Here is a 25,124-nt window from a genome sequence, read left to right on the forward strand (position 1 = left end):
ATAGTGATCACTGAAGATGTCTCAGTTGATACAGCTCCGGAGATTATCACTAAGAATTTACCAAATGGCAAAGTTGGACAACCGTATACAGTAACACTAGCGGTATATGGCAGTGAACCGATTTCTTGGAAGGTCCAGGGAGGAGATTTGCCAGTAGATTTGAAACTAGATGAAGCAACAGGCGTTATCTCGGGTACGCCTCCAGAGGCAGGATATTACGAATTCACGGTTGCAGCAACGAATGATTTTGGTAAAGATGAGCGAGAATTGAGCATCGAGATTAAAGAAGATAAGCCAGTGGATACAGCTCCGGAGATTATCACTAAGAATCTGCCAAGCGGCAACGTTGGACAACCGTATACGGTAACATTAGCGGTTTACGGCGACAAACCGATTACCTGGAAAGTGAGTGATAATTATTTACCTGCTGGGCTGAATTTAGAAGGAGCTACGGGTATTATTTCAGGCGTGCCTACTGAAGCGGGAACTTACAAATTCAATATTACGGCTTCCAATCATGCTGGCATGGATACGATAGAGTTAACTATTGTAATTACTGCAAATAACAGTGGTGGCAATAATGGCAATAACAATGGCGGCAATTCAAATGGCCACAGCAGTACGCCGACTCCTTCGCCAGAGTTATCAGTAGCGGAGCGTATTGATGCTACAATCAAAGAGCAGCTGAAGAAGGGCAATTCCATTAAATTGACGATGTCAGCCGGAAAAGATGAGCTTGAGATTCAAAGCGATACGATCGGTGCGATTATTAATGCCGACAAACCGCTAATCGTTACGAATAACACCGTATCTGTTAAATTGTCCGCTGAATTGTTGAAGCAATTGAATACAGGAAAGCGGATGAAGGTTGTCATTAAACCTGCAGATGAAAGAGGCGGAGCTATAGGGCGGGGATATGAATTAAAGATCTTCGTGGATGGCCGGGAAGTAACGGATTATACAGGGCTTATACCCGTAACCTTCGATCTGTCAAAAGAGAAGTTGTCGACAAACGAGCTTAACATGTTATGCGGTGTTATGCTTCAATTGAACGGTAACATGGAGCGTTTAGGCGGCAACTATGAGCGTGAGACAGGTAAATTTACTTTCACGGCAAAAGGACTAGGTTATATCTTCATTACAGCCAAGCCTGAACCTGTGAAATTGGAATTCACTTTAGGAAAGACAGGATATAAATTAAACGGAATCGAAATGAGTATGGACGTTGCTTCAACGGTAGTTAAAGGCAGAACGTTAGTCCCACTGCGCTTCGTTGCCGAGAGCTTAGGAGCAAACGTAAGCTGGGATAACGTTACGAAAACCGTAATGATTACTTTGAAAGGTCAGACTTTGTCGATTAAGATCGGTGAACTTGCACCAGGAATGGATGTAGCAGCTGAACTTGTAAACGGTCGTACTATGCTCCCATTACGTTTCATTGCTGAGTATTTTGGTGCAAATATATTCTTCGATAATACTTCGAAATCCATTAGTATCACGAAGTAGTATTTCCTAAAATTAGCAGCTACGCTCGAAACCCTCTAACATGCACTGCCATGTTAGAGGGTTTTCTAGTGTGCGACAGTCATGGACGATAACTTGGCGGTGAAAGTCCGCACGAACGATAAAATTGTCTTAACTGGAAACAATTCTTTAGATTGTGTTAATCTGTCTAATAGTGAACTCGGTTTAGAAAGAGGGAAGTTACTTGAAAAGAAACGTGTTATATATTGAAGATAATGAGAAGATAGGCAGTTGGTTAAAGGAAGAGTTGGAACAACGAGGATTTTCAGTACAGTGGCTATTTTCTGGTGAAGGAGCTGAAAAAGTAGTAAATCAGCATGAAATCGTTATTTTGGATATCATGTTACCCGGTTTAGACGGCTTTACTGTGGGAAAACGATTAAAAAAGGCAGCTCCTGCTGTTCCTATTTTGCTGTTAACTGCTCGAACATCGATAGATGATAAGGTAGAAGGGTTACAATTTGCTGATGACTATTTAACGAAACCATTCCATACGGATGAACTAATTGCTAGATTAGAAGTATTAATCCGTCGAAAGGGCGGAACACATTCCGAACGCATTTCATTAGGGAATTATATTGAAGTAGATCCAGAAATCCAAATGGTATTTGACAAACACACAGGAGAAGAAATTATATTGACAGGGAAACAACATCATATTTTGATGTACTTCTTACGCCACCCTAATCAAGTTTTACCAAAAGAACAAATCTATGAAGCCATCTGGGAAGAAGCTTATATCACAGGTGATAAAACATTAATGGTACATATTCATCGACTGCGTCAAAAGCTGGAACGCCATCCAGACTCCCCAGAGATTATTGAAACATTGAAGGGAATAGGCTATCGGGTGAAACTATGAAACAGACTAAATCATTATTTCGTCGTTTTCTAAAAGGACATTTTCTATTTATCTTTTTACCTCCGATCGTACTTATTTTCTTATCTGCGTTCATTGCGTCTCCTTTTAATGAAGAAGAGCTGAATAAGTTAAATTATTTTTACATTGTACTTCTTGTGTTTGGTTTTATTATTGTCGCATTTGTGGTAATCTCTTGGATTTTCTTCTTGAGACTTCGTAAACGTCTCACCTGCTTACAGGAAGTCATGTCATTTTCAGCTAATCATAACTCATTTCCTAAACCAATAGCTGTTCAAAGTGATCGTATGGATGAAATAGACCAGTTAGGAAGTTCTTTTAATTGGATGATTCAACAGCTTGAAGACAGTCGCAAGCGAGAACATGAAGAGGAATTGTTACGACATCGACTCATCGCGAATTTATCTCACGACTTACGAACGCCGCTTACCATTTTGAGAGGACATGTCACCCGATTAAATAAAGAATCAATGAGTCTAGAAGGACAAAACTCATTATCAGAGATGAACCATACGATTACTAGAGTCGGAGATCTAATGGATGATTTACTTTCCTATACATTGCTTACATCAGGAAAACATCCTTTTGAGCCCACTTCAACAGATATTGGACGTTTAGTAAGAGCATCTGTTGCTGCGTGGTATCCTGTATTTGAAGAAAAAGAAATCCGGATCGAGGTTGATTTACCGACTGAGGCGACTTTTTATTGGGATGCAGATCCTAAATGGATGACACGTGTTCTGGATAATTTATTTCAGAATATTCTTCGCCATGCAGCAGAGGGGAAATATGTAAACATTGTGGTTGATGTAGAAAAAGAACAGATCATTGTTGCAGACAGAGGTCCGGGGATGGATAACTCTTCCTATGAGCGTGGGGCGGGGATAGGTTTATCGACTTCAAATTATATGTTGAATAAAATGAAGCTTAAAGCTGACTTTACATCAAATGAAAACGGCACAACAGTGGCTATTGGTAGAGCTTAACCTAAAGTTAAACCAGAAGTAAACAGCAGGATAACCGAGATGTAACTTTGCTTCTTTATAATTAGAACCATAACAGAAAGGAAGTGTTATGGTTGCTTACAATTAATAACTTAGTCAAACATCGCGGAACTGGGAAAATCTTATCAGGTATCAGTTTTAAAGCTAGACCTGGCAGAGTAACTGGTTTTCTAGGTCCAAATGGAGCAGGTAAAAGCTCTACACTTCGCATCCTGCTTGGATTAGATCGTGCTACCTCAGGGAGTGCACTAATTAATGGAAAGCCATTCGCAGAATTACATAATCCTGTATCCACAGTAGGTGCCGCACTTGATGGATTCGGTGCTCATCGTATGCGAACAGGACGGGCACACCTTCGTTGGATTGCTCGTGCCGCAGGATTGTCTAACTCACGTGTCGAGGAAGTTCTGGAAATAGTAGGTCTTACTAATGCAGCCGGAAAAAGAGTTGGGAAGTATTCTCTTGGTATGGGGAGGAGACTTGGAATAGCAGCTGCGCTACTCGGTGATCCAAAAGTATTGATTTTAGATGAACCCGTAAATGGGCTCGACCCAGAAGGAATTCGGTGGATTCGGACATTTTTACGTGAACGTGCTGAGTCTGGAAATACGGTGTTGTTATCCAGTCATCTAATGGGAGAGCTTGCAGAGACGGTTGATGATGTGGTGATTATTAAGCATGGAACTATCGTTGCAGATGGAACATTGGAAGAAGTAATAGGTAACTATTCCACACTGGAGGAAGCTTTTTTTGCCCTGACATCTGAAATTACAGGTGATGTTGTATGAGAGTATTTAACGCGGAACTATCTAAATTGTTCTCCTTACCGGGTATTTGGCTTGCTTTTCTCATTGGAGCGTTTGCCCCAGCACTCATTTCTGCCTTGGACAGCATAGCACAAAAAGAGGAGATTATAGCTGGAGTTAGCACGCGGCTATCGGAAGTTGGCTATATCGGGTTAGCTCTTGGTATTCAAGGCGTTATTATTCTTGGTGTGCTTGCTGTCAGCAGTGAGTATATGACAGAGAGTAGTGAATCTGGTGGAGGACAACAGATTACAACGAGTTTAACTGTTGTTTCATCCCGACATCATTTTTTATTGGCAAAAGCAGGTGCTGTGACTTTGATCAGCATACTGCTTTGTATTGTTGCTATTATGACAACTGTGTCTGCAACGCATCTTATTCTTGGTGAATATGCCCCTGCATTTGAATGGTCCAGACTTATCGGTGCCATTTGTTACTGGACATTCACTGCTCTTTTAGCACTTGGAATTACTTTTCTAACTAAGAATGGCATCCTCCCGCTTGCTGTGCTCATAATAAATTCATCCGTTGTATCATTTAGTGTCCTGTTGTATAGGGTTACAAAGTTGGCGTTTTACTTACCAGATAGGGCTGGCGCTGAAATGTTTATGTTTACGGACAACACGTCCACAGGCAGTTTATTCGACAGGTTTCACACCCCCTTCACAGGCGGTTTAGTCACGTTTGCCTGGGTAGTCGTTGTTTTCATTGTTGCAGCTATTGTATTCCATAGGAGGGACGTTGCAGCATGAGTGTCTCATCTAGTAGAAAGATAACACAAATCCTGGGTGCTGAACTGGATAAATTAGTTACATTACCATTGATAGGGCTCACTCTTTTGGTTACATTCATTCTTAATTTAGGTTTAGCCGCAGCTTTTACTTCTGTTGATCTACAAGAGGCAGCAGGAACGCAAAATATACTGAATACAGGACTTTCTTCTATGGGATATCTACAAGCAGGGTTCATTATTCTTGGTATCTTAGCTACTTGTTCAGAGTATACAGGGGGACAGATTCGAACTACTTTAACTACGATACCTTGGCGAGGGTTCCAATTATCCACGAAGTATTTGGCCTTGGCCATTATAACCATTCCTGCGGCGTCTTTTACTACTGCATCAGGTGTGCTATATACCTTTATCATGATGAAAGACACAGCAGTAGTGATTGAAATAGACGAAATGATAAAATCATTAGCAGGTGCAACAGGCTATCTAACTTTAACCACACTTCTCAGTGCAGCTATAGGTGCATTATTAAGACGAACTACTCCTGCTTTAGTGGTACTGCTTGGCTATTACTTCATTGTCAGTCCATTGTCGAAAGATTTTCTACACAATACTAAATATTTTTTTCCGGATACAGCAGGATATTATATGTATATGCCACCTTCCTCTAATGAAATAAATGTCCTTACACCAATGGAAGGGACAGGTATTTCCCTGCTATGGACACTGATCTTTATTACAGCAGCTATTATATTTTACCGTAAACGAGATGCCTAACTCTGAACTAGCTGATTTGATCATTAAACTAGAATAATATGCAACAAACATTGATGTTTGGATAAAAGATATTTTTGAGCAATTCAATAAATAAGTATTTGCTCTTAAGAACGGACACCAATATGAGTGTCCGTTTATTTTATAAATCTGGACTGATCAGTTCAGATATGTTATATTTCAATGACGGGAGGTGTTACTTATCGCTAGGACAAAAGAATTTAACAAAGATCAAGCGCTGCATCAAGCCATGCTGTTGTTTTGGAAAAAAGGATATGAAGCGGCTAGCATACCGGATTTACTAGAGGTGATGGGCATCAGCAGATCCAGCCTTTACGATACGTTTTCCGACAAGCAAACCTTGTATACAGATGCCCTTGAGCATTATAAAAAGGGGAATTTCAATAAGCAGGCTATTCTTGAACATGCATCTAGCGTTAGAGATGGAATTCTTCAATTTTTTGAGTATCATATTGCTTCAGCATACGATACCAGCCTGCCGGGCGGGTGTTTTGTTACGAATGTAGCTACAACATTGGAGTCGCCAGATGAAAAAATTAATGAGTTGATAAAGACTAGTTTTTTGGAATTAGAGCAAGCTTTTTGTGACCTTTTAGAAAAGGGCCAGCAACGGGGAGAAATTGATAAAACGACTGATATCAAAATGTTATCTTATTTATTGCTGAATTTACATCAAAGCATAAATATTATGGCCAAAGCAGATCAGAATCCGGAACGTGCAAAAGAGATGATTAGCTTTGTAATAGCAGGAATCTAATTTTTTTTAATTATTTCGGAACGATCGTTCCGTTATCATATTCCCCATATTATGAAAGTGATAATTGAAGAGTATATGTTAGACTATATTTTTTTGATTATTTTGGAACGATCATTCCGTTATTGATAAACCCATCAAAATAAGGAGAGGTGTCTAATGAAAGTATCGTTTATTGGGCTTGGAAATATGGGGCTCCCAATGGCCCAAAATCTATTGAAAGCGGGTTATGAATTAGTCATCTTTAATCGGACCCCTGAAAAAGTTGAACCCTTAATGAAACAGGGAGCACGATATGCCAAAACACCGCTAGAGGCAGTGAAAGAAAGCAATCTTGTAATTACCATGCTTTCTGATGATGCTGCTTTGAAGGAGGTCGTCGAGGGACCAGATGGTGTTCTGAATGGATTGTCGGAAAATGGAATTCACATCTCTGCCAGTACAATCAGCGTAGATCTGGCTCGAAAATTATCCGTCTCGCATGCGGAGCGAAAGCAACACTTTGTGTCTGCCACGGTGATGGGGCGCCCAGATGCCGCTAAAGAAGCTAAATTGCGTATTATTTTAGCTGGTCCGGAACAAGCAAAACAACGGGTACTTCCCGTTTTAACAGTATTGGGTCAAGAGATAGTAGAGATTGGGGATCAGGGCGAAGAAGGGAACGTTGTGAAAATTGGCGTTAACTTTCTAATTGCTTCAATGCTGGAAGCTTTGTCGGAAGTGCAGCTAATGGTAGAAAAGCACGGTATTGATTCGTCCCAATTTATGAATGTCGTGAATGCTCTTTTTCAATCTCCAATATATCAGAACTATGGAGCGATCATGAGCGAACAACGCTTTGAACCGGCCGGTTTTAAAATGAAGCTTGGGTTAAAAGATGTTGCATTGGCTATTGAGGCAGCGAAGTCCGTTCAAACTCCTCTACCTTTAGGTCAGCTTATCCACCATCACTTGTCTGAAGGAATTGCCAATGGTTATGGTGAGTTGGATTGGACGGCTTTAATCCGTTGTCTTGAGCATTCTTCTTAAAAAATTGGGTTGCACCGATGATGTCGGGCGAATTGCAAGAGAAAATATAAGGAGAGATTAACTATGGAAATAGGTGTTACTTCGTTCATAGAAACAAAGCCTGATACTGAGACCGGAGTTGTGATGAGTCACGCACAGCGATTACGAGAAGTCGTCGAAGAAATCGTCCTTGCGGATCAGGTAGGACTTGATGTGTTTGGCATAGGTGAGCATCATCGTGAAGATTATGCAGCTTCATCACCAGCAGTGGTGTTGTCTGCTGCAGCCCCCCTAACAAAGCGGATTCGATTGACGAGTGCTGTGACGGTTCTTTCATCAGCTGATCCTGTCCGTGTGTTTCAGGATTTTGCCACGCTTGACGGCTTATCCAATGGACGTGCCGAGATTATAGCGGGCCGGGGTTCCTTTGTTGAATCCTTTCCGCTTTTTGGGTATGACTTGCATGACTATGAGGATTTATTTAATGAAAACATCGAGCTGCTTCTGAAAATACGGGAATCTGAGAAAGTTACATGGAGTGGAGGACATCGATCAGCGATAAATAATCTGGGTGTATACCCGCGCCCTGTTCAGCACTCTTTACCCATATGGATTGGTAGTGGCGGTACCCAGGAGTCTGCCGTGCGTGCAGGACTTCTGGGCCTGCCATTAGTCCTGGCGATTATCGGTGGAAACCCAACCAATTTTGCACCGCTTGTACAACTGTATAAAAAGGCGGCAGCTCATGCCGGACATGATGTATCGCGGCATCAGGTAGGTTCACATTCCATCGGATTTGTTGCAGAAGATACGGAACAGGCGGCAGAACTCTTTTTTCCGTCTACCCAGTACGGTATGAATAAGCTCGGCAAAGAACGGGGGTGGGCGTACTACGATCGTTCCAGCTATGATGCTGCCCGACGCTTTGATGGTGCGTTGTATGTAGGGGATCCGGAAACAGTCGCCCAAAAAATAATCCATCTGCGTAAGCATGTAGGGATTACACGATTCATGATGTATGTTCCCTTAAGTACGATGCCGCATGAGTTGGTTATGCGGGCTATAGAACTGCTCGGTACAGAGGTTGCGCCGCGAGTACGAGAGGAAATTGCCAAGTGGGAAGCTCAAATGGGATAAGGATTATCTATGAATAAGACGTAAACGAACGAATTCATTATTTTATTTGGAGGGATTATTATGAGTGTTGAACCACGTATACTACCAGAATTAAGAGAGGGAGGATACGTGTTAGGACATCCGGATATGGACGACGAATTATGCGAACGTTTTGTTCAGACAGCAGAATGTATAGTCGTATCGGTTGATTATAGGCTTGCTCCCGAGCACCCTTATCCGGCGGCGATCGAAGATTGTTATGCTGGATTGGTATGGATGACGGAGGAGGCAGCCTTGCTTGGCATTGATGTGAATCGGATTGCAATTGCCGGTGCTAGCGGTGGCGGCGGACTGACAGCAGCGCTCGCGCTGATGGCGCGTGATAAAGGAGGACCGTCTCTTATTTTCCAAATGCCATTATACCCGATGCTTGACAACCGAAACATCACACCGTCCAGTCATGAGATTACGGAAGCAGGCGCAATCTGGAACCGAACAGACAACATAGCAGCTTGGAACATGTACCTGGGCGAGGAGAGCGACGTCAGAGGAAAATCTACTTATGCAGTACCCTCGAGAGCGGAGAACTTGGCAGGTTTGCCGCCAGCCTATACTTGTATAGGTCAGCTCGATCTATTCCGAGACGAGACAATGGAGTATGTGGCACGACTTGCACAAGCAGGTGTGGATGTCGAATTCCACCTGTATCCCGGTTGTTTTCACCTTTTCGAAATTTTTGCTCCAGAAACAGAAGTGAGTCAGCGCGCTGTTCAGGGCTATATGGATGCGATGGCCCGGGCACTTCATCCTAGCTAATTATAGGGACTAAAATAAACTGCGAATACGCAGAAAAAGTTGAATGGTTATTTAAGTAGAGACACGTAATTATTCGGGAAAGATTCATAAAAAAGATGAGGTTGTTGATTTTAAAAACAGCCTCATCTTTTGTTATATATTATTGATTTCAAAAAAGGCTTAGATTACTATCGTATTGTTCATTGGAAGCTTATTTCTTCAATTTTTATTTACATGATGCAAAACAGTTTAAATATTGATAGGGTAGGCTTATATATTTGTAGACAGCTTGATCCAAATTATATCTAGTGATAAGGAGAATACAACATGTGGGATAAGATTAAGGGTGGGCTTTACGGCTTATTGATTGGAGATGCTCTTGGTGTCCCCTATGAATTCAGATCAGCGGAGCAGCTCCCACCTCTGGAGCAGATTGAGTTTACTCCTCCTGTGGGCTTTCAGCCCACCTACCGAGATGTTCCTGCCGGCACCTGGTCGGATGATGGTGCGCAGGCACTATGTCTGCTGGAGAGTCTGATCGATAAAGGTACACTGGAGCTAACTGATTTTGCTGACAAATTGGTCGACTGGTATCATGAAGGTAGATGGGCAGTAGCCCAACAAGTTTTTGATGTTGGAATACAAACCAGTCGTACGTTGTCTACTTATTACCAAGGAATGTCCCCTTACGAGAGTGGCAATACAGTTCCTGATGGGAAAGGGAATGGGGCGCTAATGCGCGTGCTACCACTTGCCTTGTGGCACAAAGGAACAGATAAACAACTCGTTCAGGATGCACATACTCAATGCCTTGTAACTCATGCACATATCTGTAATCAGGTATGTTGTGCCTTCTATGTGTTAATTGCACGTGAACTGTTGCAAGAGCAAGACTTCAATCTGTGCTACCGAACTGCTCTTAGCAAGCTTCGAACGATCTACCAGCAGATGCCTGAGCATGAACGGGAGCTCGAAGAGAACATTCATCCAGATAAAGTATTCTATGGCGAAGGATCTGGTTATGTTGTGGATTCCTTGTTCAGTGCGTGTATGATCCTCCAAACCTGCACTTCCTACGAAGATGCCGTCAAACGAGCAGTTGCCTTAGGCAACGACACGGATACAACAGCCTGTATCACAGGTGGTCTTGCCGGAATCCGATATGGGTATGAGCATATCCCTCAGCGCTGGATCAACCAGCTGCGAGAGACAGATCTGGTTGATCAACTGCTGCTCCGTCTTCAATCTGCATGAGGAGTACTAGGTTCTATTAGCACTAACTATGAGGAGGAATGGGAATGAACGCAGCAGTACAGAGGTTTTTAGACGATGTGTGGAGCGAGATGATAACCATATACAACAAAGAGACTATAAGAATAAATGAATTCATAGGAAATCGTCCGCTCCAGGCAGGGATAAAGGATTATCTTCAGGTAGCTTGGCGTGACGGAAAAATACATATTGATATTGAAGAACCGTTCGATTGGACGGACAGCTCTTATGAAATCGAAGCAGGTCCTTATATCGCCGAACTCACGGATGAATTAATTAGATCTGAACTTTACCCGGCATTATGCAAGAGAGTGGAGGAGCTTTTTTTATCAGAGAAGTTAGGTCCTCGTTTTTTTGATTACCGATTCCAGATCGTACTTTCCTTTGAAATGGAGGACGAAGACTTAACACTTTGCGTGCATCTGGTTAACGAAGAGAAGCTGAACGAACTCCGCAAATCATTACAGAAGTTTATAACATCCAAAATCATGTCTGATCTTCCCGTATTGCCGAGTGTTGATGACCAGTTTTTCTTTTCTCATCACTTGATGAACCCTGATCTTATGAAGCAAGAAGAAAATGCAGTTGGCCCATTAATTGAGCATTTATCCGACAAGCTCAGAAGTAATAGGCGACGCTTAGACGAATGGACTGGCCAGTATACTTTGGCTATGGATAATTGGATTCAAAATATTTTTCTTCCACGCTATTTTGTGCGTACAGGCAGCTTTAGAATGGATTGGATACCTAAAGAGGATATGGCGCTTATGGATCCGAATGCAGATCAACTTTCCTTTTTTGTATATGCCGCTCTGCAAATTGGAAAAACGAAACCGGACATCCGGGAACAATATTTGAAACTAGCTGTCCAGCTTGGTTCAAAACACGCAGCGGAGTATATCCTGGGGGGAAGCGGGAAATTCACTCCAGTATATAAAGGGACCCGTGTTGAAGTTGATAATAATGATGTAACACAGAGCATTGAAGTCCGGATTTTGAACGAGGAGGAACCAGCTTATGGAGAAGCATTGGATCACATTACCGAATTGCTGCAGCAGGGATTCCCGAAGGAATATAACCTGAAGCTGAAAAGCAAACAAAAGAACTATCTTCCTCTAAAAAAAATGGCTAAATCAGGTCTTCATCAGTTTTTTGCTGGTGCACTAGCCTATCCGTCTCTTTTTCCTAAGCTGGCTGCGTATGCGGATATCGCTATGGAGCCCTATGCGTGGTACAAGGACACGGAACCGGGTGAAAAGTCGGTCATGCCTGGTACCTATGCTGTACTCGGATTAGGATTATATAGCAAGGAATATTTCTCACTCGTCTCTCGTTATATGGAGAGGGTAGATTCGGAGCACCAAATGATACAGGATGGTTATGCGGAGACCTTTATTGATGCGCACGGTGTAGAGGCTGAGCTTATGCCAGTCCTAGTCGACATTCTGCTAGCAGGAAATGAGGAAGCAAGATCTGTCAAAAACTTCGTGATCGATCGGGTCGAGCTTGCAGAAGCGCTGCTTCAAGAGCTGTCGCCTAAAGAAATATATGAACGGGAGCAGGTTCTATACCGGATATTCGGAAGCCGTGCAAAGCTGGAAAAAGCCGTGAAGTCAGGGCAGACGGAGCTTGAGCTTAGAGTTATTCTATCGGAGCTACTGACTCTTATAAGTTGATGACGATATATAAAAATGGAATTCCCTATTGGTTCGGGCAGGAAGATGATGATGTTTTTATTGTGGCTTCAGTGGAGCCAAGTGGTTTATCATTTTATGCACAGATGAGTAATAGTGATTGGAGTTCTTGGATAGAGAGATTTAAATTGGAGGCGACAAAAGTATTAGGATTTGATGTTGGTGAACCCGAAGACGGGTTTATGTAATGAAGTGCACAATTTAATTGTGGGGATGATTTCGTGTTTACTGAAATGGTAACTCAGTATTTACCTGTTCTCTTAGAAAAAGAGGGTGATTATTTATTTGAGTAGAAAGACGGAATAGTAAACCTTAAAAAACAGTCCACCTATTGGTACGTTAGTTGAACAAGATTAGAGGAAATCCCTTTTAATAGGGGTTTCTTTTTATTTTTACAAATTTAAAGTTAGTTCTGTTGAGAAGCCTTAAATAAGTACCTGTCTGTGGAAATAGGAAAAATTTGCTTGCCCTTCGCAGAATTTTCTGTTACTTTTGATAGTAACAATATGTTATTATCAAAACGATACTAAGTACAACTAATTTTTTTCGCTCTATGAATGAGTGGAAAAAGCGGAGGGATGCAAGATGAAAAAGGTGGCGGCTAACTGGAATCTGTTCGAAATTACGTGGTTGATACTATTTACCTCAATCGCTGTCGGGTTTACAGTGATTACAAAGGACTCTTTATTCGGATTCACGGTATTTATTACTGGGGTGTTATGCGTGGTGCTTGCAGCGAAGGGCAACCTGATGAGCTATGTTTTCGGCATGTACAATACCATCGGTTATGCTTATTTGGCCTATATTAACGGTTTGTTTGGAGAGGTTTTGCTGAATCTGCTATTCTTTGTTCCAATGAATGTTATTGGCTTCTACATGTGGAAAAATAATCGCCAAAAAGACGGTAGACTGACCATGCGGCAGATGGATCTTAGAAGACTGCTCCTCGTTGGGATGGTCTGTGTAATCGGCTGTTTGCTGCTCGGATTTGGGCTTTCGTTCATTCCGGGACAGAATTCGCCTTACATTGATGCCACTACAACGGTGCTGTCTGTTGTGGCGACCTTCTTAATGGTTAGAAGATTCAAGGAACAATGGCTGGTCTATATCGTGCTAAATCTCTTTACGGTGCTGCTGTGGGCGATTCGCATGCTGGAGGGCAGCGGGGAAGGCCTACTGATGATCGTGATGTGGAGCGCGTATCTGGTCAACGCAGTTTACGGGTACTATATTTGGAATAAAGGGGCGAAGGAGGTGGCGGCATGAACACGCTTGGACTAACACTGGGGAAGTTTGCCCCGCTGCATAAAGGTCATCAGTTCATGATTGAAACGGCGCTACAAGAGGTCGATGAATTGATCCTAGTCATTTACGAAACGACAGTCACTCCGATCCCGCTTCATGTCCGGGCAAATTGGATTCGCAGGCTCTATCCGGAAGTCCGGGTAATCGAAGCTTGGGATGGTCCGGATGGATATTCGGATGACAGGGAACATGAGGTTCGGGAAGAACAGTATATACTCGGTTTGCTGAACGGAGAGCAAGTAACGCATTTTTACTCGAGCGAATTCTACGGCAAACATATGAGTCTCGCTTTGGGTGCAATAGACCGGCGGGTGGATGAAGCCCGAGAGCGGGTCCCGATCTCAGCGACGATGGTCCGTTCCAATCCATATCAGTACAGGGAGTTCGTAAGTGATATCGTGTACCGGGATTTGATCACGAAATTGGTATTCGTTGGAGCGATGTCAACGGGTAAGTCGACGATCACCGAAGCACTGGCACAGCGATATTGCACAACGTTCGCAAGCGAATACGGACGCGATTATTGGACCGAACATCAGGTGGACCGCCGAATCGGCTTGGAAGCGTTCGATGAAATCGCGGTGGGTCATATCGAGCGCGAAGAACAGGCAATGCTTGCGGCGAACCGGGTTCTGTTCGTCGATACCAATGCGATCACGACGTATATGTTCGCCCTAGATTACCACGGCCGGGCCCCCGAGCTGTTAACCCGGATCGCTCTGGAGAACGCGCAACGTTATGATCTGTTCTTCTTATGCGCTGACGATATTCCTTACGACGATACGTGGGACCGCAGCGGGGATCAGAAGCGGCATGTCTTTCATAAACAGATTATCGCGGATTTGAAGGAGCGGCGGATCCCCTATATTACGCTGCGGGGGAGCCTGGAGGAACGTATACGCAAGGTAGATGAAGTGTTGGCAAAGTTCGAGCCCTACGGGAACTATTTCGAAGAGCTGAACGGTTAAATCAAATATAAAGGAGGCATACCCACTTGGATTTGTTGGATAAGGATGGACTTACGGAATCTGAATTTTTGAAGCAATACAAGGCAGGCGATTACGAGCGTCCTTCAGTGACGACGGATATGGTTATCTTCACTGTGACGGAAGACGAGGCTGACAGTTATCGCAAACTACCGGAAAAAGAGCTACGCGTCCTACTAATTCGCCGGGGGGCTCACCCCTTCCTGGGCAAATGGGCGCTGCCTGGCGGTTTTGTCCGGCCGAATGAGACGACTGAGCAGGCAGCAGTAAGGGAACTATGCGAGGAAACTGGCGTAGAAGACGTTTATCTGGAGCAGTTGTATACGTTCAGTGATATCGGGCGCGACCCACGAACCTGGGTAATAAGCTGTAGCTATATGGCTCTGATCAATAGCGACAAGTTGGAGCTTAAGGCAGGAGATGATGCAGCAGACGCCGCCTGGTTCAAGGTATCCTATCGGCCGCTGCGGGAGCAAAAAGAACTGATTGTGGACGGATACATCAAGACACTGGAGTACGAACTCAAACTAAGTAGTGAAGAAGAAGAACTTTCGGCGGTCGTGGCGAGGACTATGACAGCGAAGACTACATCGACTGGCACGGATTATGAGATCGTATCGAATGACGGATTGGCCTTCGACCATGCGAAGATCATAGCATGCGCTATTGATCGGTTACGGGGAAAAGTGAATTACACCGATATTGCACTGCACTTGATGCCGAAGCTTTTTACCTTGACGGAACTGCAGCAGGTTTATGAGGTAATTATGGATAAAGAGCTGTTGAAGGCGGCCTTCCGGCGTAAAGTAGCCGATCTTGTAGTGGAGACCGATCATTATACCGAAAATGCGGGGCATAGACCATCCCGCTTATATCGGAGAAATTTGGAGGGTTAACGATGATTTACAATATCGATGAGTTAAGAAAAGCATATAACGAGGGAAAAAAGTTCAAATTCGTGTTTTTTTGGGGACATACACCGCCTAAGGACGGGAGCGTTGATAAAAGCTGCTTCAGCCAATGGTGGATGTGCCCGTTCACGGTAGAGGGAACGCAGTACTCATGTGCCGAGCAGTTTATGATGGCCGAGAAGGCAAGGTTGTTCGGCGATGACGAAATGCTGGAGTCCATCCTTAAAGCTAAGCATCCAAAGGAGATGAAGGCTTTTGGACGTGCGGTCCAGAACTTTGACAAAGATATTTGGGATAAGGAATGTTACAGCATCGTCAAAAGAGCCAGCTTGGCCAAATTTTCGCAGAATCCGAAGCTTAACGATTATCTTAACTCGACGAAGAACCGCATCCTCGTCGAGGCTAGCCCGCGGGACCGTATTTGGGGGATCGGCATGGGCCAGTCCAATCCGGATGCGGAGAATCCCATGAAATGGCGGGGCAGAAATCTGCTGGGGTTCGCACTGACGGAAGCGCGGGACGAGTTGCTGCGGAGTTAGATTTATACAAGATTAAATTAATGGACTTGAGGAAATCAATGACAGGATGAGGGATGACCGTGAAATATACCGATTATATCTGCCTGAAAACAGGAAGATACCAATCAGTAGGAAAGTTTGGCGATAATATTTATGCATATGAGGTCCTTACGGGGGTAACCGACTCCCCGGAGTACCATCAAATTTCTAAGGCGGAATTCGATTCTTTTGAAACTTGGAGCCAAGAGTACATTTCGGATCTTAAAAAAATGTATGAAATCATTAACCGTCCCGTTATCTGCAGCGGCTACTTAGGGAGAGCGGAACTTGATCCTTCACTGCTTCGGAATATTTAGCTGTAAATAATATCTTCTACTGAGAGTATAGAAACGATTCTTCGCTCAGAGGACAAGAACAAAGTCTCACTGGAAGCCGCGCTGTGCGCGGTTTTTTTTATCGGTACAAGTGCTTGTCTTTTGCTCAGGGCAAGAACTTGTCCCCAATGTCACTTAATGATGATATACTTACCTCATGAATTATGATATTGATAATCAATATCAATTGATAGGTGATATATAAATTGCAAAAGGTGAGATGAGGGAGCGCAGATAGATGCAAGACGAAGCAGCAGCAAGCCAGGTATTTACACCAGAGATGATCGATACGATGGCCCACATTTGGACACGTTCGATCATTACATTAATAGATGTACGTTTTCAGAATGTAGCGTCCCAATACCCGTTGGAGCAGTATAAAATGCCTAGTAGCATGTTTATCTATGCATGTGGAGGAGAAGCACAAATTCAACTGAATGAAACCACATTTGGAATGGAACGCTTTGGTTTAGTTCACGGAGGGAAGGGGAGCCTGCTCAGTATTTCGCCTAAAGGGGAGAATGTGAAGACCTTTATGGTATTTTATAAAGCAGAATTACCTCTTTTTTTCAAGAGGCACCTGCAGCAATTACTCGAGGAAGTAAATCCATTTGTTCAACAGTATGGTTATACACCAAGTAATCCTATCTTGCTACTCGATTGGTTTCAACAGATGATGAATGGCTGGAACCGCGGCAAAGCGATGGATCAGTTGCAGGCCAAAAGTTTTCTATATCAATTGATACATGGGGTGTACAGAGATTTTGAGAGTGGGGAGATTCGGTATCTCCAGCCAGATCCAGCCTGTTCTGCCAAGATATATCTCGATAAACATTACATGCAGCCGATTATGTTCCAAGAAATTGCTGATATGTTTGGGATCAGTGGCGGGCAATTGACGCGGCTGTTCAAAAAAAAGGAAGGCATGAGCTTACAGGAGTACCTCATTCAGAGAAGGATTGAAGCTGCCTGCCATGACTTGAAACATACAGAAGCAACCATTAAAGAGATCGCAACAGGATCTGGTTTTGCAGATGAGAAAAATCTGTTTCGGATGTTTAAGAAGTATTACAAGATGACACCAAGTGATTATCGGAAAATAAACGCACTATCTATGCAGGTTGATGGTATTGATAATGATTCTCATTTTCTTTACTATGAGAGGGAACTAGCGGGTCTAGTCCAGTCTTATAGAGAAGGGGAATCAACCATGTTTGGAAAAGTAAGAAGTAAAGAAATGATCTTGGCGGCGACGATGAGCTTGATGCTGTTATTGTCGGCATGTGCGTCGGGAACGCCATCGAATAACGGGGGAACGGTGAATTCAAACCCTGCGCAGACACAACAGACGACACAACCGGAAGCTTCAGAAGCAGTCTCGCAGACGAGAACGATATCCACAGTAAAGGGTGACGTTAAGGTACCGAACAACCCTCAGCGTGTTGTAGTCGATTATTTGGTTGGTGATGTGGTGGCCCTAGGTGTAACTCCTTTAGGGGTGGCGAGAGCGGCAAGGGACGGGAAAGAGGCTGTTTTTGCTAACCAGATTACAGACTCTATTAAAATAGCTATGGAGCCGGAAGATGTCATGACTCTTGAGCCTGATCTGATCATTTTAGCATGGGGCGATGAAAATTATGAAGATTTATCCAAAATTGCCCCGACAATTTATGTCCCTTATGGTGATATGACTACAGAAGAGCGGATACATTTTATTGGTGATGTTTTGAACAAGCAGGAAGAGGCTAAGGCTGTTCTGAGTGCTTATGCCGGAAAAATAGAAGAAGCGAAGCTAGCCCTTCAGAATGCAGGTCTTTCAGACGTGACGATTACTATGGGGGAATTCAGTGATAAAAGTAACTACATCGCTGGAGCCAAGCATGCGGTTGGCGAGCTTGTTTATAATGGACTTAAAATGAAGGCACCTTCAAAAGTTCAAACTGATATTATTGACACAGATAAATATTGGGGAGATATCTCTATGGAGGTCTTGGCTGCTTACATAGGGGATTATCTAATCGCTATAGGAGATACGGAAGTCCCTACTGATAATGCGGTCTGGAAATCGCTATCTGCTGTGCAACATAATCGGATCATATCGGTGGGTACATCGCTATCTTGGTCCACGGATATAATGACTTCCAGTGCATTGATTGATCATATTGTAAATCAATTGCTGGCTATGGCTAGATAAGGATTTTGACGAGGTAAAAAGAAGTACTCCAATTTGTAAATATGACTATCAGTAGGTAAGGAAAGGAAAGCGTAATGAAAAACAAGCCTGAACAAAAACGCCGTGGGGCGGTGAATTTCACCATGTACATGGTGGTAGGGCTTGGATTAACGGTTCTCATGTCGGCGGCGTCGATTAGCTTCGGCGCCGCCGACATGAGGTTAGCGACTGTATGGGAGGCTATTTTCCGATTTGATCCAACGCTCACTGAGCATCAAATTATACAAACCCTACGTCTTCCGCGTACCGTAGCCGATCTGATCGTCGGATGCAGCCTTGCGGTATGTGGGGCTATTATGCAGGGAACGACGCGAAATCCGCTGGCTGACTCCGGGCTGATGGGCATCAGCTCTGGGGCAGCATTCGCGATTGCTCTTTGCCTGGCCTTTCTGCCGGGTTATTCGTATGGGCATATGATGCTGTTTGCTTGTCTGGGAGCAGCACTCGCGACCGGGATCACTTACTTCATCGCGTCACTGGGCAAGCGCGGGATGACGCCTCAGCGGCTGGTACTGGCAGGACTGTCCATCTCTATGCTATTTGGCGCACTCAGTCAGTATTTAGCGATCAATTATAATCTGGGTCGAGCATTAGCATTCTGGACGGCAGGCAGTACAGCGGGGGTTAAGTGGGGGGAATTGCTGATCATCTCACCGCTATTTGTTGGTGGTGTACTGCTGGCGCTGGCGCTATCTCCTTCTGTTACACTGCTCAGTTTGGGGGATGATGTGGCAAGTGGACTCGGTATTCGTAGCGGACTGGTCAAAGGTTTATCGACGATTATCGTGCTCGTGCTGACTGGATTGGCTGTTGTCTTAGTTGGTCCGATCGGGTTTGTTGGTCTGATTACCCCACATATTGTGCGATACATGGTCGGTGTCAACTATCGTTACATTATTCCGGCAGTTGCACTATATGGTGCGTTGCTGACCGTGTCGGCCGATCTGGCTGGCCGCTTGATCAATAAGCCGTTCGAAACACCGATTGGTATTATATTTTCTATCATTGGTGTGCCGTACTTTCTCTTCCTGGCTCGCAAGCAAAGGAGGGAATCTGAATGATCAAGCAGCGTTATACGGTGCAAAGGGGCATTATCGTCAATATAGTGCTTATGGTGCTCATCCTTATGTTTGCTGTCATTAGCATGAATTCTGGCAAAATGAATCTTTCACCGCTAGAAGTGCTGAATGTTCTCCTCGGAAACGGTACAGATAAGCAAAATCTGATCGTGTTCGATTTTCGCCTGCCACGAATCACACTGTCGATCTTGGTAGGTCTGGGAATGGGAGCGGCTGGGGTCGTGATGCAGAGTTTGCTGCGTAATGACATGGCTAGTCCAGGGACGCTGGGGATTAGTTCGGGATCGGGTTTGTTTGTCCTGTTCTTCGTCGTATTCATCGCATCGACAGGAAAGGGCTCCTTTATTGCCCTACCACTACTGGCCTTTGTTGGCGGATTATTGGCGGCGGGATTGATCTTCTTATTGTCGTATCGCCGTGGGCGAGATATTTCGCCAATCGGTTTGATCTTAACCGGGGTCGCACTCGGAAGCGGGTATGAAGCGCTGACCACCTTCCTGACTCTCAAGCTGAATGATTCGCAGATGGATTTCATGCTGCATTGGCTGGCGGGAAGCTTATGGGGCGCTGATTGGCGTTATATTTCCGTACTGGCACCATGGGTCTTGATTTTACTCGGCTATATTTTCTACAAGTCTCGCATACTTAACACCCTCCATCTGGGCAATCAGACGGCAGAAGGGCTGGGTCTTGCCGTGAAGCGGCAGTTTTTGGGGTTGTCGATCGCTGCGGTTGCTTTATCCTCTGGCAGTGTGGCCGTGGGCGGAAGCTTCTTTTTCGTTGGCTTGATCGCTCCGCATGTGGCAAGAAAACTGGTCGGGCCCGATCACAAATTGCTCGTTCCGGCTGCCAGCCTGACCGGAGGATTAGTCGTGGTGCTGGCTGACACGATTACGCGCACGGTTAGCTTGGGGGGAGATGTGCCGACGGGAATCGTCATTACGGTCATCAGTGTTCCGTACTTTCTTTATTTACTATCGAAGGCCAATTAGGAGGACGTCATGGAAAGTATTACAGCGCAACAAATCGATATTGCCTATAATGACACGCTTATCGTAAAAGAACTGAACTTGCAGATTCCGCGTGGACAGATTACCTCGATTATTGGTCCCAATGGATGCGGCAAATCAACCGTACTAAAGGCAGTCGGTCGGTTGCTCAAGACGAATAATGGTACGGTTTATCTGAATGGCGCCGATATCCGTACGCTGTCCACCAAGGAAGTGGCCAAGCAGATGGCGATTCTGCCGCAGACGCCGACCGCACCGAGCGGTTTGACGGTCGGTCAATTAATCGCCTATGGGCGTTTTCCACATCAACGGGGCTTCGGCAAGCTCTCCAAAGAGGATAAGCAAGTAGTAGCCTGGGCCCTATCGGTTACACAGCTTACAGCGTTTGAGCATCGTGAGGTCGATACGCTATCTGGCGGTCAGCGTCAGCGCGTATGGATTGCGATGGCGCTCGCCCAGCAAACCGATCTGATCCTGCTGGATGAACCCACAACCTATCTGGACCTGGCGCATCAGCTTGAAGTGCTGGAACTGCTCTATGAACTAAATCGCAGTCAACAGGTGACGATTGTGATGGTGCTGCATGACCTGAATCTGGCAGCACGCTTCTCCGACTATATGGTGGCGATTCGTGAGGGTCAGGTGGTGGAGCATGGTTCGCCAGAGCGTGTAATGACGGTACGGACGCTGCGTGAGGTATTTGCCATTGATGCCGAGATTATGCTGGAACCACGAACAGGGCGACCGGTGTATGTGACGTACGAGCTCTTGCGTGATAATCGTAGAGAACAAGGTGTGGATCAAGGATTCCCAAAAGCTAAGGAACAGAAGGAGGCGATTGCCACTTGAAAATCGCATAGCGTGTCCTCCTAGGCGCACGGAAATACTGGTGCAGTTAGGCATTGGATTTGCCGGTGTCATGATAGCCACGATTCAACGCGTATAGCCTTTGGTGTAGCTTCCACAAGCAACTAACTCCATGAAAGTGGGCTAAGGCTTGTTGCAGAGGGGAGAGATAATAATAAATAACAACATATCCTAAATTCACAGCCGCAGGTAACTAGCTTGCGGGCTTTTTTTATTATTCGGAGCACTAGATTACGTGATTAATTTGAGAGAACCAGTATATATAACTCTAAATGAAGCAAGGAGGACTATTGAAGGTATCAGAGGAATGCGCAACAAGCAGATTGCCCGGAAACTGCAGATGGGGACCGCAACACAGCAGTTGAGAAGATCAGCTGGTTCAGACTCAGGCGCACAATCACAATAGAATCTAAACGTGGCTGAAATCTTGGAACAGATGTATCACACGGTGAAGACAAATCGGGCTGAACCGTACCATAAATAGGGTGAAAAGTTGAGTTGAAGGTTGAAGCTTTAATGCTAAATATATCAGGAATAGTTCTCCATCATTTGATATAAATAATTTCGAAAGTCTTCAACATAGGTTTTGGGCTCTACAACTTTTAGATGAGTGCCGAAGCTTGCTAAAAGTTGAAATCCCATACGATTTTGTGGGACATAAATGGTTGCTAATAAAAATCCAGAATTATGGTCTTCAATACTTCTTCGACCATACCTTTCGATGATTTGATCTTTTATGCTAGGCGATATCCAGGCCTTAATCGTGACGAATTCAGGTAGATAATTTGCTTCGTGTACTTGCTCTGACCAATCGTCTCTAGGATGAAACGCGCGTTCATCCATAGTAATATGATCGATCCGAGATAACTTGAAAGTTCGATATCCCTGTCGATGTAAACAGAATCCTTTCAAGTACCAACTCGATTCGCTAAAATGCAGCTCATAGGGCTCGACCATTCTATTCGTTACAGCCCCGTCCTTATCTGTATAATCAAACGAAACCAGCCTCTTTTTTGAAATGGATTCTTGATATGTCTTTAAGGTTTCAAGAATCTCGGACCGACCTTCCCAATCATAAAACGACAGTTGAATGGAACGATTTAGAGACAATGGACTAACCATTGCCTCTATTTTTTTTATCGTTCTTTCAACTTCTTCAGTACGGAGAATTTGTTCCAATCCGCCGAGCGCAGTTAATATATTCTGTAAATCGGAGCTGCTTAAAAGGCGTTTATCAACCTTGTATTCATCCATTATGCCGTAGCCCCCTTTGACCCCATTGACAGAGTAGATCGGGATGTTCGATAAGCTCAATGTTTCCATATCGCGAAGGATCGTTCTTTTGGAGACATTGAATAGTTGTGAGAATTCCGTTGTAGAAACAACCTCTTTTTTCAGCAATATCATGATAATCGAAATGAGTCTCTCCACTTTGTCCATAATTGCCCTCTTTTTTTACATGATTTCAGAAAGGTGACACCTAGATGTCACCTTTTATTCATTATACTACAAGTATCACAAGAAGGAGGTTTTAATTCAATGTTTAATCCAACCGATTTTCCCAAGCCCACCCTTATTTCAGCCAACGGTGTGGAACTCGAAGTGTTTGAAGCAGGCCGAGAAAACGCAGGAAAACCTATTGTACTCTGCCACGGCTGGCCAGAGCATGCCTTTTCTTGGCGCCATCAGATGGACGCACTTGCCGCAGCGGGCTACCATGCCATCGTCCCCAACCAGCGGGGTTACGGCAACTCATCCCGTCCGACCGAAGTAACAGACTATGACATTGAACACTTGTCGGGTGATCTCATCGCGCTTCTCGATCACTATGGATACGAGGACGCTACCTTTGTCGGTCATGACTGGGGTGCATTCGTCGTTTGGGGACTGACCTTGTTGCATCCAAACCGCGTCAATAAAGTGATAAATCTGAGCTTGCCTTACCAAGAGCGCGGAGAAAAACCCTGGATCGAGTTCATGGAAGAAATACTTGGCGGCGATTTCTATTTCGTCCACTTCAATCGACAGCCAGGCGTCGCGGACGCCGTATTCGAAGACAATACATACAGGTTCCTTCGCAACCTGTACCGGAAGAACGAGCCTCTCAGAGCACCTGAGCCAGGTATGGCGTTGATCAATCTCGCCAGAGCAGAAACACCGCTCGGTGAGCCCGTATTGAGCGAAAGCGAGCTGGCCGTTTACGTCTCCGCATTTGAAACATCAGGGTTCACGGGCAGCATAAATTGGTACAGGAACCTTGACCGCAACTGGCGCTTATTGGCGAAAGTGAACCCAATCATCCAGCAGCCGACCCTCATGATCTACGGCGACCGGGATGTGGTTGCGAAGTCTGAAAACCTGACAAAGTTCGTGCCCAATGTGGAAGTGGTCAATCTGGATTGCGGTCATTGGATCCAGGAAGAAAAGCCGGAAGAAACAAACCAAGCGATTTTAAAATGGCTGGAACAATGGGAGATGTAGTTTTTTTCAACAACCAAGAAGAGTTTAACGATTGGTTAGAAGAACATCATGCTGAAGCTAGTGAAATTTGGGTGGGCTATTTTGGGATAAGTACAGGTCGTGCAAGCCTTACTTGGTCTGCATCAGTAGATGCCGCTCTTTGTTTTGGGTGGATTGACGGTATACGAAAAACCATTGATAAACAAAGCTATAAGATTCGCTTTACTCCGCGCAAAGTAAATAGTGTATGGAGTGCTGTGAACGTAAAGAAGGTAAAAGCACTAATACAGTTTGGAAAGATGAGACCTGAAGGAATGCACGTCTTTAACAACAGAACCGATGCACAAGGCTATTCCTCTGAACAAAGAAACGTGGAACTTGCTAAAGAATATGAAGAACAAATCAAGGCAAATCAAACAGCCTGGCTATTCTTCACTAATTTATCACCATCCTATAAAAGAGATTCAATCTGGTGGGTAATGAGCGCCAAGAAAGAGGAAACACGATTAAGAAGGCTTGGAATATTGATCGCTTCATCTGAAGAAGGGCTAAAATTTCAACATTGCAAAAAATATATTACAGAATAAGGAAATATAAATAACAAAAGAATGGTTAAAAGGATTTTTGGTACTGCATAAATCTGGGTCTATTGTTTCCCTGATCTATAGGAGAGAGGAGCTACTGTATTTCTCAATCAATTAGGGTTTAATTCTCATCAAAAGTCAGAACGTTTTAAATGCGAGGCATAAATCAAATCGCTAAATGAAGAAGGGATGAAACAGCTCATCCAAAATCGCAACCCCCTTCATTTTCATGGTACAGCCGACCCTCATGATCTATGGTGACCGGGATACGGTCCAGAGGTCTGAAAACCTGACAAAGTTCGTGCCTAATGCAGAAGTGGTCAATCTGGATTGCGGTCATTGGATCCAGCAAGAAAAGCCGGAAGAAACAAACCAAGCGATTTTGAGATGGCTGGAAGAGCAGAATGATGCTGAATAGA

24 protein-coding genes and 1 pseudogene are annotated in these 25,124 nt (G+C 44.3%); 24 read left to right on the plus strand and 1 reads right to left on the minus strand.

The genetic code is table 11. The features are described from left to right. Positions 1-3 precede the first annotated feature (3 nt). From MHI32_RS15855 to MHI32_RS15955, 21 genes and pseudogenes are all read left to right on the plus strand, one after another. Positions 4-1,506 carry a stalk domain-containing protein gene (locus MHI32_RS15855; RefSeq protein WP_340010207.1) on the plus strand — a complete coding sequence of 501 codons (1,503 nt, stop codon included), beginning with the start codon at positions 4-6 and terminating at the stop codon, positions 1,504-1,506. A gap of 202 nt (positions 1,507-1,708) precedes the next feature. Beyond that, positions 1,709-2,386: a response regulator transcription factor gene (locus MHI32_RS15860; RefSeq protein WP_340010209.1), complete on the plus strand. Its 678-nt coding sequence runs from the start codon at positions 1,709-1,711 to the stop codon at positions 2,384-2,386. Beyond that, positions 2,383-3,390 (plus strand): HAMP domain-containing sensor histidine kinase, encoded by a 1,008-nt coding sequence (locus MHI32_RS15865; RefSeq protein WP_340010211.1) that lies wholly within the window; start codon positions 2,383-2,385, stop codon positions 3,388-3,390. The genes MHI32_RS15860 and MHI32_RS15865 overlap by 4 nt, the downstream gene beginning before the upstream one ends. An 83-nt stretch (positions 3,391-3,473) precedes the next feature. Continuing rightward, a complete protein-coding gene (locus MHI32_RS15870) occupies positions 3,474-4,196 on the plus strand; it encodes an ATP-binding cassette domain-containing protein (protein ID WP_340010213.1) in 723 nt (240 codons plus the stop codon). Further along, complete coding sequence (locus tag MHI32_RS15875; RefSeq protein ID WP_340010215.1) at positions 4,193-4,966, plus strand: ABC transporter permease; 774 nt, start codon at positions 4,193-4,195, stop codon at positions 4,964-4,966. Before MHI32_RS15870 ends, MHI32_RS15875 begins: the two co-directional genes overlap by 4 nt. Then, entirely contained in the window at positions 4,963-5,721 is a 759-nt protein-coding gene (locus MHI32_RS15880) for an ABC transporter permease (protein ID WP_076184881.1), read from the plus strand. Before MHI32_RS15875 ends, MHI32_RS15880 begins: the two co-directional genes overlap by 4 nt. 190 nt (positions 5,722-5,911) lie before the next feature. Continuing rightward, positions 5,912-6,496 (plus strand): TetR/AcrR family transcriptional regulator, encoded by a 585-nt coding sequence (locus MHI32_RS15885; RefSeq protein ID WP_340010218.1) that lies wholly within the window; start codon positions 5,912-5,914, stop codon positions 6,494-6,496. Positions 6,497-6,652: 156 nt separating this feature from the next. Continuing rightward, a complete protein-coding gene (locus MHI32_RS15890) occupies positions 6,653-7,522 on the plus strand; it encodes an NAD(P)-dependent oxidoreductase (RefSeq protein WP_340010220.1) in 870 nt (289 codons plus the stop codon). A gap of 63 nt (positions 7,523-7,585) precedes the next feature. Then, positions 7,586-8,638, plus strand: a complete 1,053-nt coding sequence (locus MHI32_RS15895) for an LLM class flavin-dependent oxidoreductase (RefSeq protein WP_340010222.1) — start codon at positions 7,586-7,588, stop codon at positions 8,636-8,638. Between the two features lie 99 nt (positions 8,639-8,737). After that, positions 8,738-9,433: pseudogene (locus MHI32_RS15900) on the plus strand (alpha/beta hydrolase); the annotation flags it as partial. Positions 9,434-9,739: 306 nt separating this feature from the next. Beyond that, complete coding sequence (locus MHI32_RS15905; RefSeq protein WP_076126570.1) at positions 9,740-10,666, plus strand: ADP-ribosylglycohydrolase family protein; 927 nt, start codon at positions 9,740-9,742, stop codon at positions 10,664-10,666. Positions 10,667-10,710: 44 nt separating this feature from the next. After that, the gene (locus tag MHI32_RS15910) at positions 10,711-12,360 is read left to right on the plus strand and encodes a DUF6138 family protein (RefSeq protein WP_340010225.1); all 1,650 of its coding nucleotides are present in this window, start codon (positions 10,711-10,713) and stop codon (positions 12,358-12,360) included. Positions 12,361-12,963: 603 nt separating this feature from the next. After that, a complete protein-coding gene (gene pnuC, locus MHI32_RS15915) occupies positions 12,964-13,644 on the plus strand; it encodes a nicotinamide riboside transporter PnuC (RefSeq protein WP_248548662.1) in 681 nt (226 codons plus the stop codon). Next, complete coding sequence (locus MHI32_RS15920; protein ID WP_340010226.1) at positions 13,641-14,651, plus strand: AAA family ATPase; 1,011 nt, start codon at positions 13,641-13,643, stop codon at positions 14,649-14,651. The genes pnuC and MHI32_RS15920 overlap by 4 nt, the downstream gene beginning before the upstream one ends. A 26-nt stretch (positions 14,652-14,677) precedes the next feature. Then, complete coding sequence (locus MHI32_RS15925) at positions 14,678-15,565, plus strand: NUDIX domain-containing protein (protein WP_076277376.1); 888 nt, start codon at positions 14,678-14,680, stop codon at positions 15,563-15,565. A 2-nt stretch (positions 15,566-15,567) separates the two neighbouring features. Next, positions 15,568-16,119: an NADAR family protein gene (locus MHI32_RS15930; protein WP_076126578.1), complete on the plus strand. Its 552-nt coding sequence runs from the start codon at positions 15,568-15,570 to the stop codon at positions 16,117-16,119. A 59-nt stretch (positions 16,120-16,178) separates the two neighbouring features. Further along, positions 16,179-16,454, plus strand: coding sequence for a hypothetical protein (locus MHI32_RS15935; RefSeq protein WP_143763838.1), 276 nt, complete (start codon positions 16,179-16,181; stop codon positions 16,452-16,454). Between the two features lie 256 nt (positions 16,455-16,710). After that, positions 16,711-18,666 carry an AraC family transcriptional regulator gene (locus MHI32_RS15940; protein ID WP_340010229.1) on the plus strand — a complete coding sequence of 652 codons (1,956 nt, stop codon included), beginning with the start codon at positions 16,711-16,713 and terminating at the stop codon, positions 18,664-18,666. 122 nt (positions 18,667-18,788) lie between these two features. Further along, positions 18,789-19,766: an iron ABC transporter permease gene (locus tag MHI32_RS15945; RefSeq protein ID WP_340010231.1), complete on the plus strand. Its 978-nt coding sequence runs from the start codon at positions 18,789-18,791 to the stop codon at positions 19,764-19,766. Then, positions 19,763-20,776, plus strand: a complete 1,014-nt coding sequence (locus MHI32_RS15950) for an iron ABC transporter permease (protein ID WP_076179405.1) — start codon at positions 19,763-19,765, stop codon at positions 20,774-20,776. Before MHI32_RS15945 ends, MHI32_RS15950 begins: the two co-directional genes overlap by 4 nt. Positions 20,777-20,785: 9 nt before the next feature. Beyond that, positions 20,786-21,643 carry an ABC transporter ATP-binding protein gene (locus MHI32_RS15955; RefSeq protein WP_076190254.1) on the plus strand — a complete coding sequence of 286 codons (858 nt, stop codon included), beginning with the start codon at positions 20,786-20,788 and terminating at the stop codon, positions 21,641-21,643. Between the two features lie 546 nt (positions 21,644-22,189). On the opposite strand, the gene MHI32_RS15960 is transcribed toward MHI32_RS15955, so the two are convergent. After that, positions 22,190-23,101: a YafY family protein gene (locus tag MHI32_RS15960; RefSeq protein WP_076126589.1), complete on the minus strand. Its 912-nt coding sequence runs from the start codon at positions 23,099-23,101 to the stop codon at positions 22,190-22,192. Positions 23,102-23,200: 99 nt separating this feature from the next. Between MHI32_RS15960 and MHI32_RS15965 the strand changes: the two genes are divergently transcribed. From MHI32_RS15965 to MHI32_RS15975, 3 genes are all read left to right on the plus strand, one after another. Beyond that, on the plus strand, positions 23,201-24,142 hold the full coding sequence (locus MHI32_RS15965; RefSeq protein WP_076281777.1) for an alpha/beta hydrolase: 942 nt from the start codon (positions 23,201-23,203) through the stop codon (positions 24,140-24,142). Beyond that, the gene (locus MHI32_RS15970; protein WP_232061375.1) at positions 24,118-24,708 is read left to right on the plus strand and encodes a YdeI/OmpD-associated family protein; all 591 of its coding nucleotides are present in this window, start codon (positions 24,118-24,120) and stop codon (positions 24,706-24,708) included. The genes MHI32_RS15965 and MHI32_RS15970 overlap by 25 nt, the downstream gene beginning before the upstream one ends. Positions 24,709-24,952: 244 nt before the next feature. Next, on the plus strand, positions 24,953-25,123 hold the full coding sequence (locus tag MHI32_RS15975) for an alpha/beta hydrolase (RefSeq protein ID WP_217696906.1): 171 nt from the start codon (positions 24,953-24,955) through the stop codon (positions 25,121-25,123). The last annotated feature ends 1 nt before the right edge of the window (position 25,124 follow it).

This window comes from Paenibacillus sp. FSL H7-0690 (genome assembly GCF_037980415.1).
GTDB lineage: Bacteria > Bacillota > Bacilli > Paenibacillales > Paenibacillaceae > Paenibacillus_AQ > Paenibacillus_AQ odorifer.

Coding starts and splice junctions, on each gene's coding strand:
- MHI32_RS15865 (WP_340010211.1), top strand. CDS start 2,383: ATGAAACAGACTAAATCATTATTTCGTCGTTTTCTAAAAGGACATTTT.
- MHI32_RS15875 (WP_340010215.1), top strand. CDS start 4,193: ATGAGAGTATTTAACGCGGAACTATCTAAATTGTTCTCCTTACCGGGT.
- MHI32_RS15880 (WP_076184881.1), top strand. CDS start 4,963: ATGAGTGTCTCATCTAGTAGAAAGATAACACAAATCCTGGGTGCTGAA.
- MHI32_RS15890 (WP_340010220.1), top strand. CDS start 6,653: ATGAAAGTATCGTTTATTGGGCTTGGAAATATGGGGCTCCCAATGGCC.
- MHI32_RS15895 (WP_340010222.1), top strand. CDS start 7,586: ATGGAAATAGGTGTTACTTCGTTCATAGAAACAAAGCCTGATACTGAG.
- MHI32_RS15905 (WP_076126570.1), top strand. CDS start 9,740: ATGTGGGATAAGATTAAGGGTGGGCTTTACGGCTTATTGATTGGAGAT.
- MHI32_RS15910 (WP_340010225.1), top strand. CDS start 10,711: ATGAACGCAGCAGTACAGAGGTTTTTAGACGATGTGTGGAGCGAGATG.
- pnuC (WP_248548662.1), top strand. CDS start 12,964: ATGAAAAAGGTGGCGGCTAACTGGAATCTGTTCGAAATTACGTGGTTG.
- MHI32_RS15920 (WP_340010226.1), top strand. CDS start 13,641: ATGAACACGCTTGGACTAACACTGGGGAAGTTTGCCCCGCTGCATAAA.
- MHI32_RS15930 (WP_076126578.1), top strand. CDS start 15,568: ATGATTTACAATATCGATGAGTTAAGAAAAGCATATAACGAGGGAAAA.
- MHI32_RS15940 (WP_340010229.1), top strand. CDS start 16,711: ATGCAAGACGAAGCAGCAGCAAGCCAGGTATTTACACCAGAGATGATC.
- MHI32_RS15945 (WP_340010231.1), top strand. CDS start 18,789: ATGTACATGGTGGTAGGGCTTGGATTAACGGTTCTCATGTCGGCGGCG.
- MHI32_RS15950 (WP_076179405.1), top strand. CDS start 19,763: ATGATCAAGCAGCGTTATACGGTGCAAAGGGGCATTATCGTCAATATA.
- MHI32_RS15955 (WP_076190254.1), top strand. CDS start 20,786: ATGGAAAGTATTACAGCGCAACAAATCGATATTGCCTATAATGACACG.
- MHI32_RS15960 (WP_076126589.1), bottom strand. CDS start 23,101: ATGGACAAAGTGGAGAGACTCATTTCGATTATCATGATATTGCTGAAA.
- MHI32_RS15965 (WP_076281777.1), top strand. CDS start 23,201: ATGTTTAATCCAACCGATTTTCCCAAGCCCACCCTTATTTCAGCCAAC.
- MHI32_RS15970 (WP_232061375.1), top strand. CDS start 24,118: ATGGCTGGAACAATGGGAGATGTAGTTTTTTTCAACAACCAAGAAGAG.
- MHI32_RS15975 (WP_217696906.1), top strand. CDS start 24,953: ATGATCTATGGTGACCGGGATACGGTCCAGAGGTCTGAAAACCTGACA.